The sequence below is a fragment of the Bacillus sp. EKM420B genome, assembly GCF_011065565.1.
Taxonomy (GTDB): domain Bacteria; phylum Bacillota; class Bacilli; order Bacillales; family Bacillaceae; genus Bacillus; species Bacillus velezensis.
The window spans coordinates 304,324-320,146 of the sequence record NZ_JAAMNX010000004.1; the positions used below are offsets into that span (position 1 = coordinate 304,324).

The following is a 15,823-nucleotide window of genomic DNA, read 5'->3' on the forward strand; positions in this document are numbered from 1 at the left end:
GAAAAAATTTATGTGAAAAGGATGTTTTGCACCATGACGGTTTTAATTACCGCGCCATATCACGACGAGGGGCTGAAGGAGCTGACTGAGCTGTTCGGCCGGACTGTGCACCGGCCGTGGAAGAAGCATGGCCGGGCCTATCGGGAAGATGAATTAATCCGAATGATTCAAGAGACAAACGCGTCGGGGCTTATTACCGAACTTGATGAGGTGTCTGAGCGTGTTATTGACATATTGCCGGATTCCGCTTTTATCGGTGTCTGCAGAGGAATGCCGTCTAATGTGGATATTGCGGCGGCGACTAAAAGAAAAATCCCCGTTTTCTTTACACCGGCCCGCAATGCCCAGGCCGTTGCTGAAATGTTTATCGGAAATGTGATTTCATTTTTGCGTCATACGTATTCTTCCCATCAGTGGCTGAAGGACGGGAAGTGGAATGGTGATTATTTGCAGGCTTACGTCAAATTCAGGGGAAATGAGCTGACGGGGAAAACAGTCGGCCTTATCGGTTTCGGCGCTGTCGGACAGAGAATCGCCCGGCTATTGGCCGCTTTTGATTGCAAGGTGCTTTACTATGATCCATTTGTCCGTCATGAAAACCGGGAGTATGAAAAAACGACGATTGAACGGGTATTTTCTGAAAGTGATATTGTTTCCGTTCACTTGCCGCGCACAGAAGAAACCATCGGCCTTATCGGCGCCCGGCACTTTCAATTGATGAAACAGGAAGCTGTTTTTGTCAATACGTCAAGAGCGGCGGTTACAGACAGGGAAGAGCTGCTGCGGGTGCTGAAAGAACGGCGGATTAAGGGAGCGATCCTTGACGTGTTTTATCATGAACCGCCTGAATCTTCTGATTATGAATTGATCTCTTTGCCGAATGTGTTCGCGACTCCCCATTTAGCGGGCGCAACATTTGAAGTGGAAGATCATCATGTGAAGATTTTAAATGAAGCGCTTTTCAAATGGAAACAAGATCAAACCTGCACAATACGTGAACTTTATAACAAAAGAGAACTTGAAACGGAAGGAGGAGGCTGTAATGGCTGAACAAAAAGGCTACCTTGTATTTGACATCGGGACTGGGAATGCGCGAGTCGCGGTCGTTACTGCCGGCGGCGAAGTGACCGCGCTTGAAAGGGAAGACATCGAATATGTGACGGATCCGCTTTATCCGGACGGACGATATTTCTCACCGGAAGGGTTATGGACGCAAATCAGCGCTATGGCAAGAAAGGCTATTGCCAAGAGCCCTCATATTACATTAATCGGAATCACCTCAACAAGCCAGAGGCAGGGAATCGTTTTGATCAATAAAGATAAAAAGGCATTTCTCGGTCTGCCCAACATTGATAACAGAGGGCGTGAATGGGAAGGCGGGATTGAGGCAGAAGACGAAGTGCATCAGCAAACCGGACGTCTTCCGAGCGCTTTATTTTCCGCCATGAAACTTGTTGGATTAAAAGCCAGACAGCCGTCTTTATGGAAAGAAGTGAAGTGCATCACAAGCATCAGTGACTGGGTGACATTTGAGCTGAGCGGAATTTTAAGCTATGAACCGTCACAGGCTGCTGAAACACTGCTGTTTGACGTAAGGAAAAAGGCGTGGTCAGAGAAATTATGCAACATCTTCGGTGTGTCTTCTGCCATTCTTCCTTCACTCGTCCGATCTGGGGCGGTTGTCGGAATGTTAACGTTTAAGAAAGCGGCGGTGCTCGGTCTTTCTGAAAGAGTGCCTGTGATTGCAGGCGGGGGAGACACACAGCTTGCCATCAAAAGTGCAGATGCAAAGCCGGGAGATATCGTCATCGTATCCGGCACAACGACGCCGATTACAAAGATAACAGCGGAGACCGGAACCGAAAGTTTGGAGAATGCATGGCTGAATTGCCATACAGAAGAAGGTCAATGGCTTCTTGAAACGAATCCGGGTGTAACAGGACTCAATTATCAAAAATTAAAATCCATTTTTTATCCGAATGAATCCTACAGCGTCATGGAACGGGAAATCGCAAGTCTGCCGAAACATGATCATGCTTGTATATCTGCGTTAGGCTCCTATTTATCGCCTGAGAAAAACGCACTGGCAAAAGGCGGATTTATATTTGACGCTCCGCTGTCCCAAAACTTAAGCAGAGCCCATTTTGTTAAAGCCGCACTGCTGGAAATCGCTTTTTCAATCAAATGGAACTATGAGGCGTTAACAGAGGCGGCTTCCTTTTCACAAGATTATGTGAAGGTGTGCGGCGGCGGTTTCCAAAGCGATGCTTTGACGCAGTTTCTTGCTAACCTTCTTCAAAAGAAAATCTATAAGAGAGAGGGGTTCAGCCAGGCATCCGCAATGGGAGCGGTGATGATTTGCAACGAAGCTCTCGGTGTGAAAGCAGAGCTTTCGACCCGCACAAAGATAATTGAGCCGGAAGCGGATCAGACGGATCTCTTCCTATATGAAGAATGGAAACATACGCAAAAATTATTTACTCATTTTCAACCGGCGGTGAAAGCCTGACTTGGGGATGAGATGACAACATGAAAGATGGCTGAGGAGGAACAAAAATGCTTAATAAAATAGGAATTCCAAAACAGCTCGCCTGGGGATTTTTAGGGGTCGTGCTGTTTATGATGGGGGACGGCCTTGAACAAGGCTGGCTCAGCCCGTTTTTAGTTGAAAACGGCTTGACGGTACAGCAATCAGCATCCTTGTTTACGGTTTACGGTATTTCTCTTGCTGTGGCGTCGTGGTTTTCAGGGGTCTGCCTCGAAGCCTTCGGCGCAAAGCGGACGATGTTTATGGGGCTGTTGTTTTACGTCATCGGAACAGCCGCGTTTATCGCATACGGATTTGAGAATCTTAATTTGCCGGTGATGTATGTCACGTATTTTATTAAAGGGCTGGGTTACCCGCTGTTTGCCTATTCATTTTTGACATGGGTGATTTACCGTTCGCCGAAAAACAGGCTCAGTACGGCGGTCGGCTGGTTCTGGATTGCATATTGCTGCGGGATGTTTGTATTCGGTGCTTGGTATTCAAGCTGGGCCATCAAATCCTTCGGCTATTTGAATACGCTGTGGAGTTCAATTTTCTGGGTATGTCTCGGCGCGTTTTTTGCTTTGATTTTAAATAGGGACCGCTTTGAAAAGAAAAAGGCAGATAAGCGGGAAAAGGCGCAGGAATTAATGAAGGGAATCACCATCCTTGCTGAAAATCCGCGCGTGCTCTCTGGGGGGATCATTCGCATCATTAACAGCATCGGAACATACGGATTTCCGGTATTCCTCCCGATGCATATGGCGCAGCACGGCATTTCTACAAATGTATGGCTTCAAATTTGGGGAACGATCTTTCTCGGAAATATCGTCTTTAACTTAATCTTCGGCGCAGTCGGCGATGCCTTCGGCTGGAAAAAGACTGTCATGTGGTTCGGAGGAGTGGGCTGCGGCATTTTTACTCTTTTATTATATTATGCTCCTGTTGTATCACATGGGAATTTGCTGTTCGTCAGCATTGTCGGTTTTATATGGGGAGGGCTCCTCGCCGGGTTCGTTCCGATCGGGGCTATCGTGCCGACGGCGGCCGGCGGCAATAAAGGTGCTGCCATGTCTGTGTTAAATCTGGCTGCGGGCCTGTCGGCATTTGTCGGCCCCGCGCTTGCCTGGGCGTTCATCGGGCTTGTCGGCGCACAAGGCGTTGTATGGATTTTCGCAGCGCTCTATTTCGTAAGTGCAATCTTGACAAATCAAATCAAAATACCTGAAGAGAAAACGGCAAAACACAATAAAGCATTGCCTGAATACGCTTCTTAACAGCAGCGCCCCGAAAATTCGGGGCGTTTTTTTACAGCTTCTGAAGAAACCCGGCAAACCGCTGAATTTGTTCACGTAACGATTGTTGGTTTTCGTGAAATTGTTTGAAACGATGTCCGTTTGCTCCGGACGGATGCGGGAAGCCTTCCAGAATGACCGCATGGCCCATTCTGCCGTTCTTCTTCAGCATGCGGCAGGCCGATTCTGCTGCTTTACCGAGAGGGATAAGCAGAATGTCTTTTTTCATCATTTCTATTTCATCCGGAAAACATGTCAGCGCGTAACGGCTGAGAAGAGCTGATCTGCTGATGGCCGGCCGGTGTCCCGTATAGTTTTTCTGTTTATAAAAAACAGGGTGTTTGATAACGGATGTCGTATGAAGCAGCTCCCGTTTTGAATCAAAAAACCGGGATGAATCCTCAACGTGAAGCGCGGCCGGCAGACCGCATTCATTAAGCATTTCGATGATGTGCTGCCTCATGGAACCGGAAAGTCCGGCCGCTTTTTTTGTCTCATATGCTATCACCTCAAGAGATTCGCCGTTTTTTAAAAGCTGTGCCGCTGCTTTGTAAGCCCGCTGCATCTGAAAAAAACCGGGTGTAATTCCGGAGATGACAACCGCAGCATGTGGGTTGATATACTCATTATGAGGCGAATAATACATATCCAGATCTCCGTCCTTGGCTAAATGGAACTCCGGAGTCAGCAAATCCGATTTTGTAAATCCTCCCGAAGATGATAATGCTTTAAGCTGCTGCAAAAAATGCGCAAGCCGCTCACGATCGCAAATCATGTTATGCCTCCTTGAATCCGCCAGTTTCTCTTAGTGTCATCAAAAACGTCGGATGACATGCAGGCTCATAAACCGCTTTTACCGGCGTTCCAGAGCATTTTCAGCACGTGAGGCGTTCCTTTAACTTCGGCTGCCGTCGTTTGCACGGCTGTTTTTTTAGTAAGAAAGTCTTCCTGCAGTTCTTTCTGCTTTTGTGATAACAAACGGGTTTCTGTTTTGATTTCTTCAACGGACGTCTGCATAGACGCTGTCGCGGCGTTAATCTTCTTTATATCAGGCGCTGTGTTTCTTTTAAAATGCACGGCGGATACGGCTGCATAAATTAATGCGGCAGCCGCAACGGCAGCACTGATATACAAAATGATGATCATCTGCTTTTCACTCCTTTTTTTCAGTTGATACCCTTTACGGATCGTGTTGAATCATTTTATTTGCTAATTGTTTTTTTTCTGCTTATAATGTGAAATCGTACATAAGGACATTCAGAAAGGGTGAAAGACATGGAAAGCCTACAAAACAAAACGGCTCTTATCACGGGTGCGGGCAGAGGAATCGGCCGCGCCGCCGCTATCGCTTTAGCAAAAGAAGGAGTCAATATCGGTTTAATCGGCCGTACAGAAGCAAATGTCGAAAAGGTTGCGGAAGAAGTGAAAGCCCTTGGTGTAAAGGCATCATTCGCTGCTGCCGATGTAAAAAACCAAAAAGAGGTTGAACAAGCCGTCTCCTCTATTAAAGAAGAACTCGGTGAGGTTGACATCCTGATTAACAATGCCGGAATCAGCAAATTCGGCGGATTTTTGGATCTTACGCCTGAAGAGTGGGAAGACATCATTCAAGTTAATGTAATGGGTGTATACCACGTGACACGCGCCGTTCTTCCTGAAATGATTGAGAGAAAATCAGGAGATATCATTAATATTTCTTCTACGGCGGGCCAAAGAGGCGCCGCGGCGACAAGTGCGTACAGCGCTTCTAAATTTGCCGTTCTCGGTCTGACCGAATCTCTCATGCAGGAAGTCAGAAAACACAATATCCGTGTCAGCGCAATGACTCCGAGTACGGTTGCAAGCGACATGTCTATTGAATTAAATCTGACAGACGGCAATCCGGAAAAAGTCATGCAGCCTGAGGATCTTGCAGAATATATGGTTGCTCAATTGAAATTACATCCGCGCATTTTCATCAAAACTGCCGGTTTGTGGTCAACTAATCCTTAAACAAAAGGGGACCTGTCTTTGTGGCGGGTCTTTTCTTTTTTTGATTTCGCAACCCGATTAAATAGGCATAAAGATCCGTTTTTGCAGAAAAAAGAGTGAAAAAGAAACCGATATCAGCTATAATTAAACTAAATAAACTATGTACCAAATGTTCAATGAGATTATTTTTCCCCGCATCCAAAAAACAAATCAATACAAACCAAACTGTCCGAACAATACAAGGGAAAACGGGATATAAAGAGAATATTTAGTACATGGAATAATTTGTTAGAAGGAAGGATGTGCACATATTGAAAGAAGAAAAAAGAAGTTCAACCGGTTTTTTAGTGAAACAAAGAGCCTTTTTAAAGCTTTACATGATTACAATGACAGAGCAGGAACGGCTTTACGGGCTGAAGCTTCTCGAGGTGCTGCGTTCGGAATTTAAACCCATCGGTTTTAAGCCGAATCATACCGAGGTGTACCGTTCACTTCATGAACTTTTGGATGACGGGATTTTAAAGCAAGTAAAAGTGAAAAAAGAGGGAGCCAAACTCCAGGAAGTCGTTCTCTATCAATTTAAAGACTATGAAGCTGCGAAGCTTTACAAAAAACAGCTTAAGACAGAGCTTGACCGCTGCAAAAAGCTGATAGAAAAAGCCATTTCAGATAATTTTTAAATCCGGCCGGAACGCACCCGGCCTCCCGGGCTCTAAAGGTTTGTTCTGTGATTCATTATACATAATAACAGGCTCGGAACAATACATATCAATAAAACCTTCAAACTTGACATCGACTCCTGAAGTGGTAACATAAAAAACGTGTGAAAAATACGAACAAAATACGAACAAGGGAGATGTTACCGATCTTAGATCAAAAGAAAGTTGCTTTTATCGGAGCAGGATCAATGGCTGAAGGAATGATATCAGGCATGGTCCGCGCAAAAAAAATTCCCAACCAAAACATCTGCGTGACAAACCGCCGCAATACAGAGCGACTCGCTGAATTGGAACATCAATACGGAATTCAAGGCATTGCTTTTGACAGCATGAAAACCGAAGACATTGATGTCTTTATTTTAGCCATGAAACCGAAGGACGCTGAAATCGCTCTTGCTACGCTGAAACGGCGTATTCAACCTCATCAAATCATCCTGTCTGTTCTGGCAGGCATAACAACCTCATTTATACAACAATCATTACATGACCGTCAGCCAGTTGTAAGAGTGATGCCGAACACATCCAGCATGATCGGCGAATCGGCAACAGCTGCGGCTTTCGGAGACCATGTCTCTTACGGTTCAGCAAAAACCGCGGTATCCCTTTTGGAATGCCTCGGGGAAGTGTACGTGATCAAGGAAGATCAGATGGACATTTTCACCGGCATCGCAGGCAGCGGACCGGCGTACTTCTATTATTTAATGGAGTTTATTGAAAAAGCAGGTGAAGAAGCCGGCTTAGACAAACGGCTGTCCCGCAAAATCGGCGCGCAAACGTTATTGGGCGCTGCTAAAATGCTGATGGAAACGGGTGAAAAACCGGATGTGCTTCGGAAAAACATCACCTCTCCAAACGGCACGACGGAAGCCGGCCTCGATGCGCTCAGGTCAGAAGGCGGCGGAGAAGCCATTGCCAAAGCCATTAAACATGCGACCGAACGTTCTATTGAGATCAGCAAAACAATTGAAAAAACGGCAGCACTATAATCGTTAAGAAACAGGAGTGATACAGTGACGTCTCGGACGAAGATCAAAAGAGTCGCGGTGAAAATCGGAAGCAGCTCACTGACGAGCCTGCACGGGGAAATCAGCAGAAGAAAGCTGGAAGCATTGGTGGATCAAATCGCACAGCTGAAAGACAGCGGCTATGAAGTGATTTTAATATCTTCCGGCGCAGTGGCGGCAGGTTATCGGAAGCTCGGATTTATTCAGAAACCGGAAGGCCTCCCTGAAAAACAGGCTTCTGCTTCCATCGGGCAGGGATTATTAATGGAGGCTTATTCAAAGCTGTTTTTAGCGCACGGTTATGTCGCATCACAAATATTAATTACAAGAAGCGACTTTTCCGATGAATACCGCTACCATAATGTGCGCAATACGATGAACGTCCTTTTGGAACGAGGCATTATTCCGATTATTAATGAAAATGACACGGTCACAGTCAACCGGCTGAAATTCGGAGATAACGATACACTCGCAGCGAAGGTGGCAGGTTTAATTGATGCCGACATGCTTGTGATTTTATCAGACATTGACGGTTTATATGATGATAATCCGCGCAGCAACCCGAAAGCGAAAAGAATCAGACATGTAAGTGACATCACTCCGGAAATAGAAGCAAGCGCGGGAGATGCCGGGAGTGAAATGGGAACCGGCGGAATGCGTTCGAAACTGGATGCTTTTAAAATTGTGATGGCCTCCGGTATTAAAGGCTTTCTCGGGCAGGCTAACATTCCGGACATTCTGCTTCAAGCGGTAGATGAGGCGGCTGAAGGAACTTATTTTGAAGCCGAAGGAACCCTGCCGTTAAACCACAAAGAACAATGGCTTGCATTTAATTCCGGCCCCGAAGGCGAAATTGTGATGGAAAAGAAAAGCAGCCGCGATGTCGCGAACGGAAATATGGCGCTGTCACCGCAGGATATCGAACAGATTAAGGGCAGATTCAGCAGCGGAGCGGTTGTCAGGCTGCTTGATCAGCAGGGAGAAGAGCTCGGACTCGGCATCGTCAACTATTCCTCAGCCCAGCTGAAGACATTTAAAGAAACGCCGCACAAACAGACCGATCAATCAGTCATTGATCCGGAAGCGTTTGTCTGCCACGTTGAACTATCCATTCCGATCGGCTGAGAAAGATCTATAAAAATATGAAAAAGCCCGAGGCTTCGTTTTGAAGCTCGGGTTTGTTTTTTATTGATATTGTTCAAGTTTGGAGAAAAATTGAATGACAAAATGGTAGAAATCATTTGCAGACGGAGCCAGCTCTCTTCCTTTTGGTTTAATAATGCCTACGGTGCGCTTCACTTGAGGAAATTCAATCGGAATTTTGACCGTGAACCGGGGTGTGGTTTCTGCAAAGGTGCTCTCGGGTAATAAAGTAACTCCCATCCCCGCGGAGACTAATCCTTTAATGGCATCTAAATCCTCGCCTTCCGTCGATACAAGCGGCGCAAAGCCGGCCTGTCTGCAAGCGTCAATCGCCATATTGCGGAGAATAAATCCTTCAGGAAATAAAACAAATTGGTCGCCGCGAAGATCAATTAAATGAATATTTTTCTGTTTGGCAAGCGGGTGGTGCAGCGGTACAAGCGCGTAAATCTTTTCCGTGAATAAGATATTGCCTGTTATGTCGGGGAATTCCGTCGGAACGGGGCCGAGCAGCGCCGCATCTATATCTCTGTTTCTTACGGCTTCAATTAAAAACTTATAAGATCCTTGGCGGAGCAAAAACTCAACGTTCGGGTATTCCTCTTTAAATGCCGAAATCACAGTCGGCAAAAGCTGGCTTGCAAGGCTCGTCGGAAATCCTATTTTGACGGTTCCGCGATTCGGATCAAGATATTCATCAATTTGTTCCTTCGCATAATCAATTGCTTTCATCGCGGTTTTAACATGTTCTAAAAATTGTTTGCCGATCGGCGTTAATTTAATATTTCTGCCTTCCCGTTCAAATAAAGTGACTTTCAGCTCTTCTTCAAGATTTGCAATCTGCCGGCTGATAGCGGATTGTGCGACATGCAGATGATCAGCCGCTTCTGACACATGTTCCCGTTCTGCTACCTCCATAAAATACCGAAGCTGGCGTAATTCCATTGCGTTCACACCCATCTATCTCATTTTGAGATGTATTTGATCTAAATTATATATTGTTTATATTGTTTTGAAAACTTACAATTAATTTAAAGTTGTCAGATTTTATGACCGATAATTAACGGAAACTGATCGGGGGAGAGGAATTATGACTTACAATCAAATGCCGAAAGCACAAGGTCTCTACCGTCCGGAATTTGAGCACGATGCATGCGGAATCGGCTTGTATGCCCATTTAAAAGGGAAACCTTCACATGACATTGTCAAAAAAGGACTGAAGATGCTTTGCCAGCTGGATCACAGAGGAGGACAGGGCAGTGATCCGAATACGGGTGACGGCGCCGGCCTGATGGTTCAGATCCCTGATGCTTTTTTTAAGAAAGAGTGCGGAGAAATGAAGCTGCCGGAAAAAGGCCGTTACGGGGTAGGAATGGTCTTTTTCTCGCAAAATGAAGAGGAAAGAAAAAAGATCGAAAAACAGGTGAATGCATTCATTGAGCAGGAAGGACAGATTGTTCTCGGCTGGAGAACCGTCCCTGTAAATGTCGGAAAAATCGGAACAGTGGCACAAAGAACTTGCCCGTATGTGCGTCAAGTATTTATCGGAGCCGCAAACGATTTGAAAGACAGCCTTGCTTTTGAACGCAAACTGTATGTTATCCGGAAGCAGGCGGAAAATTGGGGCGTTCAAGAACAGCTTGATTTTTACTTCGCAAGCTTGTCAAGCCAGACTATTGTTTATAAAGGGTTGTTAACGCCTGAGCAGGTTGACGCTTTTTATTTGGATTTGCAGGATGAAACCTTCGTATCTGCATTTTCACTCGTGCATTCAAGATTCAGCACAAATACCTTTCCTACTTGGGAACGTGCCCATCCGAACCGCTATCTGATTCATAACGGAGAAATCAATACGCTTCGGGGCAACATCAATTGGATGAGAGCGAGGGAGCAGCAGTTCGTTTCAGAAAGCTTCGGAGACGATCTTCACAAAGTGCTGCCGATTTTAAATGCTGAGGGCAGTGACTCATCCATTCTTGATAATGCGTTTGAATTTTTCGTGATGGCGGGGCGGAAACCGGCACATACGGCAATGATGCTGATTCCGGAACCATGGACGGAAAACACTCACATGTCTAAAGCGAAACGGGCTTTTTATGAATATCACAGCTCTTTAATGGAGCCGTGGGACGGGCCGACCGCCATTTCGTTTACGGACGGAAAACAAATCGGCGCCATCCTTGACCGTAACGGCCTGCGTCCGGCACGTTACTATGTGACAAAAGATGATCATATTATTTTCTCATCTGAGGTCGGCGTTATTGAAGTGGAGCAGGAGAACATTCTTCATAAAAAACGTCTGGAGCCCGGAAAAATGCTGCTCATTGACTTAGAGGAAGGCCGGATTATTTCAGATGAAGAAGTAAAAACAGAAATCGCCAATGAATTCCCGTATCAAAAATGGCTTGAAGAAGAATTGGTTCAAGTGAATCCTGACCCGGAAATCCGGGAAGAGGAACAATTCGATGATCTTCTCGTCCGTCAAAAAGCGTTTGGCTATACGTATGAAGATATCCAGAAATATTTAATTCCTGTTATTAAAGAAGGAAAGGACCCGCTCGGCTCTATGGGAAATGATTCGCCGCTCGCCGTTTTATCCGATCGCGCCCAATCACTGTTTCATTACTTTAAACAGCTGTTTGCGCAAGTCACAAACCCGCCGATTGACGCGATCCGCGAGCAGCTTGTGACCTCTACGGTGACATGGCTTGGGGCTGAAGGCGATCTGCTCCATCCGAGTGAAAGAAATGCACGCCGCATAAAATTGTATACTCCTGTATTATCAAACGAACAGTTTTATGCGCTGAAAACACTTGTGCACCCTGACATTAAGAGCCAGAACATCCGCACGCTGTTTTCCGATGACCTGGAAAAAGGCCTGAAGGATTTGTTTCAGCAAGCGGAAAAAGCGATCAAGGAAGGCGTATCTCTGTTAATTTTATCTGACAGGGCAATGAGTAGGGAATTGACGCCGATTCCGCCGCTTTTGGCCGTCAGTGCGCTGCATCAGCATTTGATCCGTCAAGGCCTGCGAACAAAAGCAAGCATTATCGTTGAATCCGGGGAAGCGCGTGAAGTTCATCACTTTGCGGCTCTCATCGGGTATGGTGCCGATGCTGTCAATCCGTATTTGACTTATGCTACGTATAAGCAGGAAATCGATGAAGGCCGGCTTGATATTCCGTATGAAGAAGCTGTCAGCAAATACGGAAAGAGCGTAACAGAAGGCGTCGTGAAAGTGATGTCAAAAATGGGGATTTCAACTGTGCAAAGTTACAGGGGCGCCCAAATTTTTGAAGCGGTCGGCATCGGTGAAGACGTTATCGCCAAATACTTTACCGGTACTGCATCTCAGCTTGGCGGAATCGATATTGAGACGATTGCGCAAGAAGCGAAACAGCGCCACCAAGCGGCGTACAAGGATGATTACAGCCAAACTCTTGATCCGGGAAGTGAATTTCAATGGCGGAACGGAGGAGAGCACCACGCTTTCAACCCGAAAACCATCCATACGCTGCAATGGGCCTGCCGAAAAAATGATTACAGCCTGTTTAAGCAGTACTCTCAAGCAGCGGATGAAGAACGAATCGGATTTTTACGCAATCTGTTCGCCTTCAAAGAAGACCGCAAGCCTTTAAAATTAGAGGAAGTTGAATCAGCTGCGTCCATCGTGAAACGTTTTAAAACAGGAGCGATGTCATTCGGTTCATTAAGCAAGGAAGCCCATGAGGCTTTAGCGATAGCGATGAACAGGCTTGGCGGAAAAAGCAACAGCGGAGAAGGCGGCGAGGATCCGAAACGTTTCGTTCCGGATGAAAATGGAGACGACAGAAGAAGTGCGATTAAACAGATCGCTTCCGGCCGTTTCGGCGTAAAGAGCCATTATCTCGTCAATGCGGATGAATTGCAGATCAAAATGGCGCAAGGGGCGAAGCCGGGAGAAGGCGGTCAGCTTCCGGGGAACAAAGTATATCCTTGGGTCGCGGATGTCCGCGGTTCTACACCAGGTGTAGGGCTGATCTCACCGCCTCCTCACCATGATATTTATTCAATTGAAGATTTGGCGCAGCTGATCCATGATTTAAAAAATGCAAATCGAAGCGCGCGAATAAGCGTCAAGCTCGTGTCAAAAGCCGGTGTCGGCACGATTGCGGCCGGTGTGGCAAAAGGCACTGCGGATGTCATCGTCATCAGCGGCTACGATGGCGGAACGGGCGCATCGCCGAAAACGAGTATTAAACATACTGGTCTTCCGTGGGAGCTTGGTCTTGCAGAAGCTCACCAAACGCTGATGCTGAACGGTTTACGGGATCGCGTGGTATTGGAAACGGACGGTAAGCTGATGACAGGCCGAGATGTCGTGATGGCCGCCTTGCTCGGTGCGGAGGAATTCGGCTTTGCTACAGCGCCGCTTGTCGTTCTCGGCTGCGTCATGATGCGCGCCTGCCATTTAGATACATGTCCAGTAGGTGTCGCGACGCAAAATCCGGAGCTCCGCAAAAAATTCATGGGCGATCCTGACCATATCGTAAATTACATGCTGTTTGTCGCAGAAGAAGTGCGTGAATATATGGCACAGTTAGGCTTTAAGACGCTTGATGAAATGATCGGACGGACAGACGTTCTTCATGTCAGTGAACGTGCGAAAGCGCATTGGAAAGCGGGACAGCTTGATTTATCCACACTGCTGTACCAACCTGAAGGCGTACGCACTTTCCGTACGGCGCAAAACCATAAAATCGACGAGTCGCTTGATATGACGGTTATTCTTCCGGCGGTGCAGGCTGCAATTGAAGCCGGTCAGGAAGCGGAAGCTGAAATCAAGATCAATAATACAAATCGCGTAGCCGGAACCGTGACGGGAAGTGAAATTTCTAAACGCTACGGAGCGGAAGGCCTGCCGGATGATACGATCAGACTTCATTTTACCGGATCAGCCGGACAGAGTTTCGGAGCATTTGTCCCTAAAGGGATGACGCTTCATTTGAACGGGGATTCAAATGACTACGTAGGCAAAGGGCTTTCAGGCGGAAAAATCATCGTGAAAGCGCCTGATGCCTTCAATTGTGAAACACACGATAACGTTATTATCGGGAACGTCGCATTTTACGGAGCAACAAGCGGGGAAGCGTACATTAACGGGCGCGCCGGTGAACGTTTTGCAGTCCGTAACAGCGGAGTCAATGTCGTTGTAGAAGGTATCGGAGACCACGGCTGTGAATACATGACAGGCGGCCGGGTTGTCGTCCTCGGCGAAGTCGGCAAAAACTTCGGGGCGGGAATGTCAGGCGGTATCGCATACGTCCTGAGTGAAGATGCCAAAGCATTTAAACGCAAATGCAACATGGAAATGATTTCATTTGAAAAGCTGACGGATGAGGCGGAGATCAAAGAAGTGCAAGAAATGGTCAAACGGCATGCGGCGCTGACAAACAGCAAAAAAGCCGCAGATCTCCTGGACAATTGGGAAAAAGCCGCAGAAACCTTTATCAAAGTCATTCCGAAAAACTATAAACAAATGCTCCTCAGCATCGAAGAACAAAAAGCGGCGGGTTTATCAGAAGAAGACGCAATTATGTATGCTTTTGAAGCCAATACAAAGGTCCTCCAAACGCCTGCCAAAGATCAAAAACAAGCGGTAGTACAGTAAGAAAGGGGAGAGGAACATGGGGAAACCAACTGGATTCATGGAAGAAAAACGAGAAAAACCGGCTGAGCGGGACCCTCTCACTCGCTTAAAGGATTGGAAAGAGTATTCGGCTCCATTTTCAGATGAAGCGTCAAAGCGGCAGGGGGCGCGGTGTATGGATTGCGGCACACCGTTTTGCCAAATCGGCGCTGATATCAACGGTTTTACCTCCGGCTGCCCGATTTATAATCTGATACCGGAGTGGAATGACCTCGTCTATCGCGGGCGCTGGAAAGAAGCCTTGGAGCGCCTTCTGAAAACGAATAACTTTCCTGAATTCACAGGGCGGGTCTGTCCCGCTCCTTGTGAAGGATCTTGTACGCTGGCCATTTCAGATCCGGCTGTTTCAATTAAAAACATCGAGCGGACGATCATTGACAAAGGTTTTGAAAATGGATGGATTCAGCCGAGAATTCCAGCGAAACGCACAGGTAAAAAAGTCGCTGTCGTCGGTTCAGGCCCGGCAGGTCTGGCAAGCGCTGATCAGCTGAATCAAGCCGGTCATTCCGTAACGGTCTACGAGCGTGCCGACAGAGCCGGCGGCCTGCTGATGTACGGCATTCCGAGCATGAAGCTTGAGAAAAATGTCGTCGAACGCCGTATTAAGCTTTTGACGCAGGAAGGTATAGATTTTGTGACAAATACCGAAATCGGCGTTGACATAACGGCAGATGAGCTGAAAGAACAATTTGATGCCGTCATTTTGTGCACAGGCGCCCAAAAGCAGCGTAATCTGCTGATTGAAGGCCGGGAAGCAAAAGGCGTCCATTATGCGATGGACTATTTAACACTGGCGACGAAAAGCTATTTAGATTCCAACTTCAAAGATAAACAATTTATAGACGCTAAAGGGAAAGATGTCATCGTGATCGGCGGAGGAGACACAGGAGCTGACTGCGTGGCAACCGCGCTGCGCCAAAAAGCGCGCAGCGTGCACCAGTTCGGGAAACATCCTAAACTTCCTCAGACGCGCACGAACGACAATATGTGGCCTGAACAGCCGCACGTCTTTACCCTTGAATACGCCTATGAAGAAGCGCAGGCAAAGTTCGGCAAAGACCCGAGAGAATATTCAATTCAGACGACAAAAATGGTGGCCGATAAGCAGGGCCGCTTACAAGAGATCCACACCATCCAAATGGAAAAAGTCAGAAACGAATTCGGAAAGTATGAATTTCATGAACTGCCCGGTACAGAAAAAGTCTGGCCTGCTCAGCTGGTGTTCATCGCCATCGGTTTTGAAGGAACAGAACAGCCATTATTGAAACAGTTCGGTGTCGATTCGGCAAATCATAAAATTCAGGCGGCATATGGGGATTATAAAACGAATGTTGACGGTGTTTTCGCCGCAGGGGATGCGAGAAGGGGCCAAAGCCTGATTGTATGGGCGATTAATGAAGGCCGGGAAGCAGCGCGCGAAGTCGACAGTTATTTAATGGGGAGCACTGTTTTACCGTAAATAAAGGGGTTTATTT

The 15,823-nt window shown here is 46.8% G+C and carries 12 protein-coding genes; 9 read left to right on the top strand and 3 right to left on the bottom strand.

The features are described 5' to 3' along the window. The first annotated feature begins 33 nt into the window (after positions 1-33). From G9F48_RS14705 to G9F48_RS14715, 3 genes are read left to right on the top strand one after another with little or no spacing between them, the layout of a single operon-like run. The gene (locus G9F48_RS14705; RefSeq protein ID WP_165409687.1) at positions 34-1,050 is read left to right on the top strand and encodes a 2-hydroxyacid dehydrogenase; all 1,017 of its coding nucleotides are present in this window, start codon (positions 34-36) and stop codon (positions 1,048-1,050) included. Then, positions 1,043-2,509 (top strand): FGGY-family carbohydrate kinase, encoded by a 1,467-nt coding sequence (locus tag G9F48_RS14710; protein ID WP_077722439.1) that lies wholly within the window; start codon positions 1,043-1,045, stop codon positions 2,507-2,509. Before G9F48_RS14705 ends, G9F48_RS14710 begins: the two co-directional genes overlap by 8 nt. Positions 2,510-2,556: 47 nt before the next feature. Beyond that, positions 2,557-3,804, top strand: coding sequence for an RbtT/DalT/CsbX family MFS transporter (locus G9F48_RS14715; RefSeq protein WP_165409688.1), 1,248 nt, complete (start codon positions 2,557-2,559; stop codon positions 3,802-3,804). Between the two features lie 31 nt (positions 3,805-3,835). On the opposite strand, the gene G9F48_RS14720 is transcribed toward G9F48_RS14715, so the two are convergent. Together G9F48_RS14720 and G9F48_RS14725 are read right to left on the bottom strand one after the other, a co-directional pair. Further along, positions 3,836-4,597: a hypothetical protein gene (locus tag G9F48_RS14720; RefSeq protein ID WP_165409689.1), complete on the bottom strand. Its 762-nt coding sequence runs from the start codon at positions 4,595-4,597 to the stop codon at positions 3,836-3,838. Positions 4,598-4,662: 65 nt separating this feature from the next. Then, positions 4,663-4,968: a DUF948 domain-containing protein gene (locus G9F48_RS14725; protein ID WP_003153826.1), complete on the bottom strand. Its 306-nt coding sequence runs from the start codon at positions 4,966-4,968 to the stop codon at positions 4,663-4,665. A gap of 129 nt (positions 4,969-5,097) precedes the next feature. Here G9F48_RS14725 and G9F48_RS14730 point away from each other — a divergent pair, with 129 nt between their 5' ends. The 4 genes from G9F48_RS14730 to proB all read left to right on the top strand — a co-directional run bounded on the left by G9F48_RS14730 (position 5,098) and on the right by proB (position 8,641). After that, positions 5,098-5,814 carry a 3-ketoacyl-ACP reductase gene (locus tag G9F48_RS14730; RefSeq protein WP_015417604.1) on the top strand — a complete coding sequence of 239 codons (717 nt, stop codon included), beginning with the start codon at positions 5,098-5,100 and terminating at the stop codon, positions 5,812-5,814. A gap of 290 nt (positions 5,815-6,104) precedes the next feature. Continuing rightward, on the top strand, positions 6,105-6,473 hold the full coding sequence (gene rtp / locus G9F48_RS14735) for a replication termination protein (protein WP_003153833.1): 369 nt from the start codon (positions 6,105-6,107) through the stop codon (positions 6,471-6,473). A 176-nt stretch (positions 6,474-6,649) separates the two neighbouring features. Beyond that, a complete protein-coding gene (gene proC, locus G9F48_RS14740) occupies positions 6,650-7,498 on the top strand; it encodes a pyrroline-5-carboxylate reductase (RefSeq protein ID WP_156734919.1) in 849 nt (282 codons plus the stop codon). A gap of 24 nt (positions 7,499-7,522) precedes the next feature. Beyond that, the gene (gene proB / locus G9F48_RS14745; RefSeq protein ID WP_014305177.1) at positions 7,523-8,641 is read left to right on the top strand and encodes a glutamate 5-kinase; all 1,119 of its coding nucleotides are present in this window, start codon (positions 7,523-7,525) and stop codon (positions 8,639-8,641) included. Between the two features lie 60 nt (positions 8,642-8,701). On the opposite strand, the gene G9F48_RS14750 is transcribed toward proB, so the two are convergent. After that, positions 8,702-9,604 carry a LysR family transcriptional regulator gene (locus G9F48_RS14750; RefSeq protein ID WP_003153836.1) on the bottom strand — a complete coding sequence of 301 codons (903 nt, stop codon included), beginning with the start codon at positions 9,602-9,604 and terminating at the stop codon, positions 8,702-8,704. A 145-nt stretch (positions 9,605-9,749) separates the two neighbouring features. On the opposite strand from G9F48_RS14750, the gene gltB reads away from it, so the two are divergent. Beyond that, complete coding sequence (gene gltB / locus G9F48_RS14755; RefSeq protein ID WP_165409690.1) at positions 9,750-14,309, top strand: glutamate synthase large subunit; 4,560 nt, start codon at positions 9,750-9,752, stop codon at positions 14,307-14,309. Positions 14,310-14,325: 16 nt separating this feature from the next. Further along, complete coding sequence (gene gltD, locus G9F48_RS14760; protein WP_003153838.1) at positions 14,326-15,807, top strand: glutamate synthase small subunit; 1,482 nt, start codon at positions 14,326-14,328, stop codon at positions 15,805-15,807. Positions 15,808-15,823: the final 16 nt, after the last annotated feature.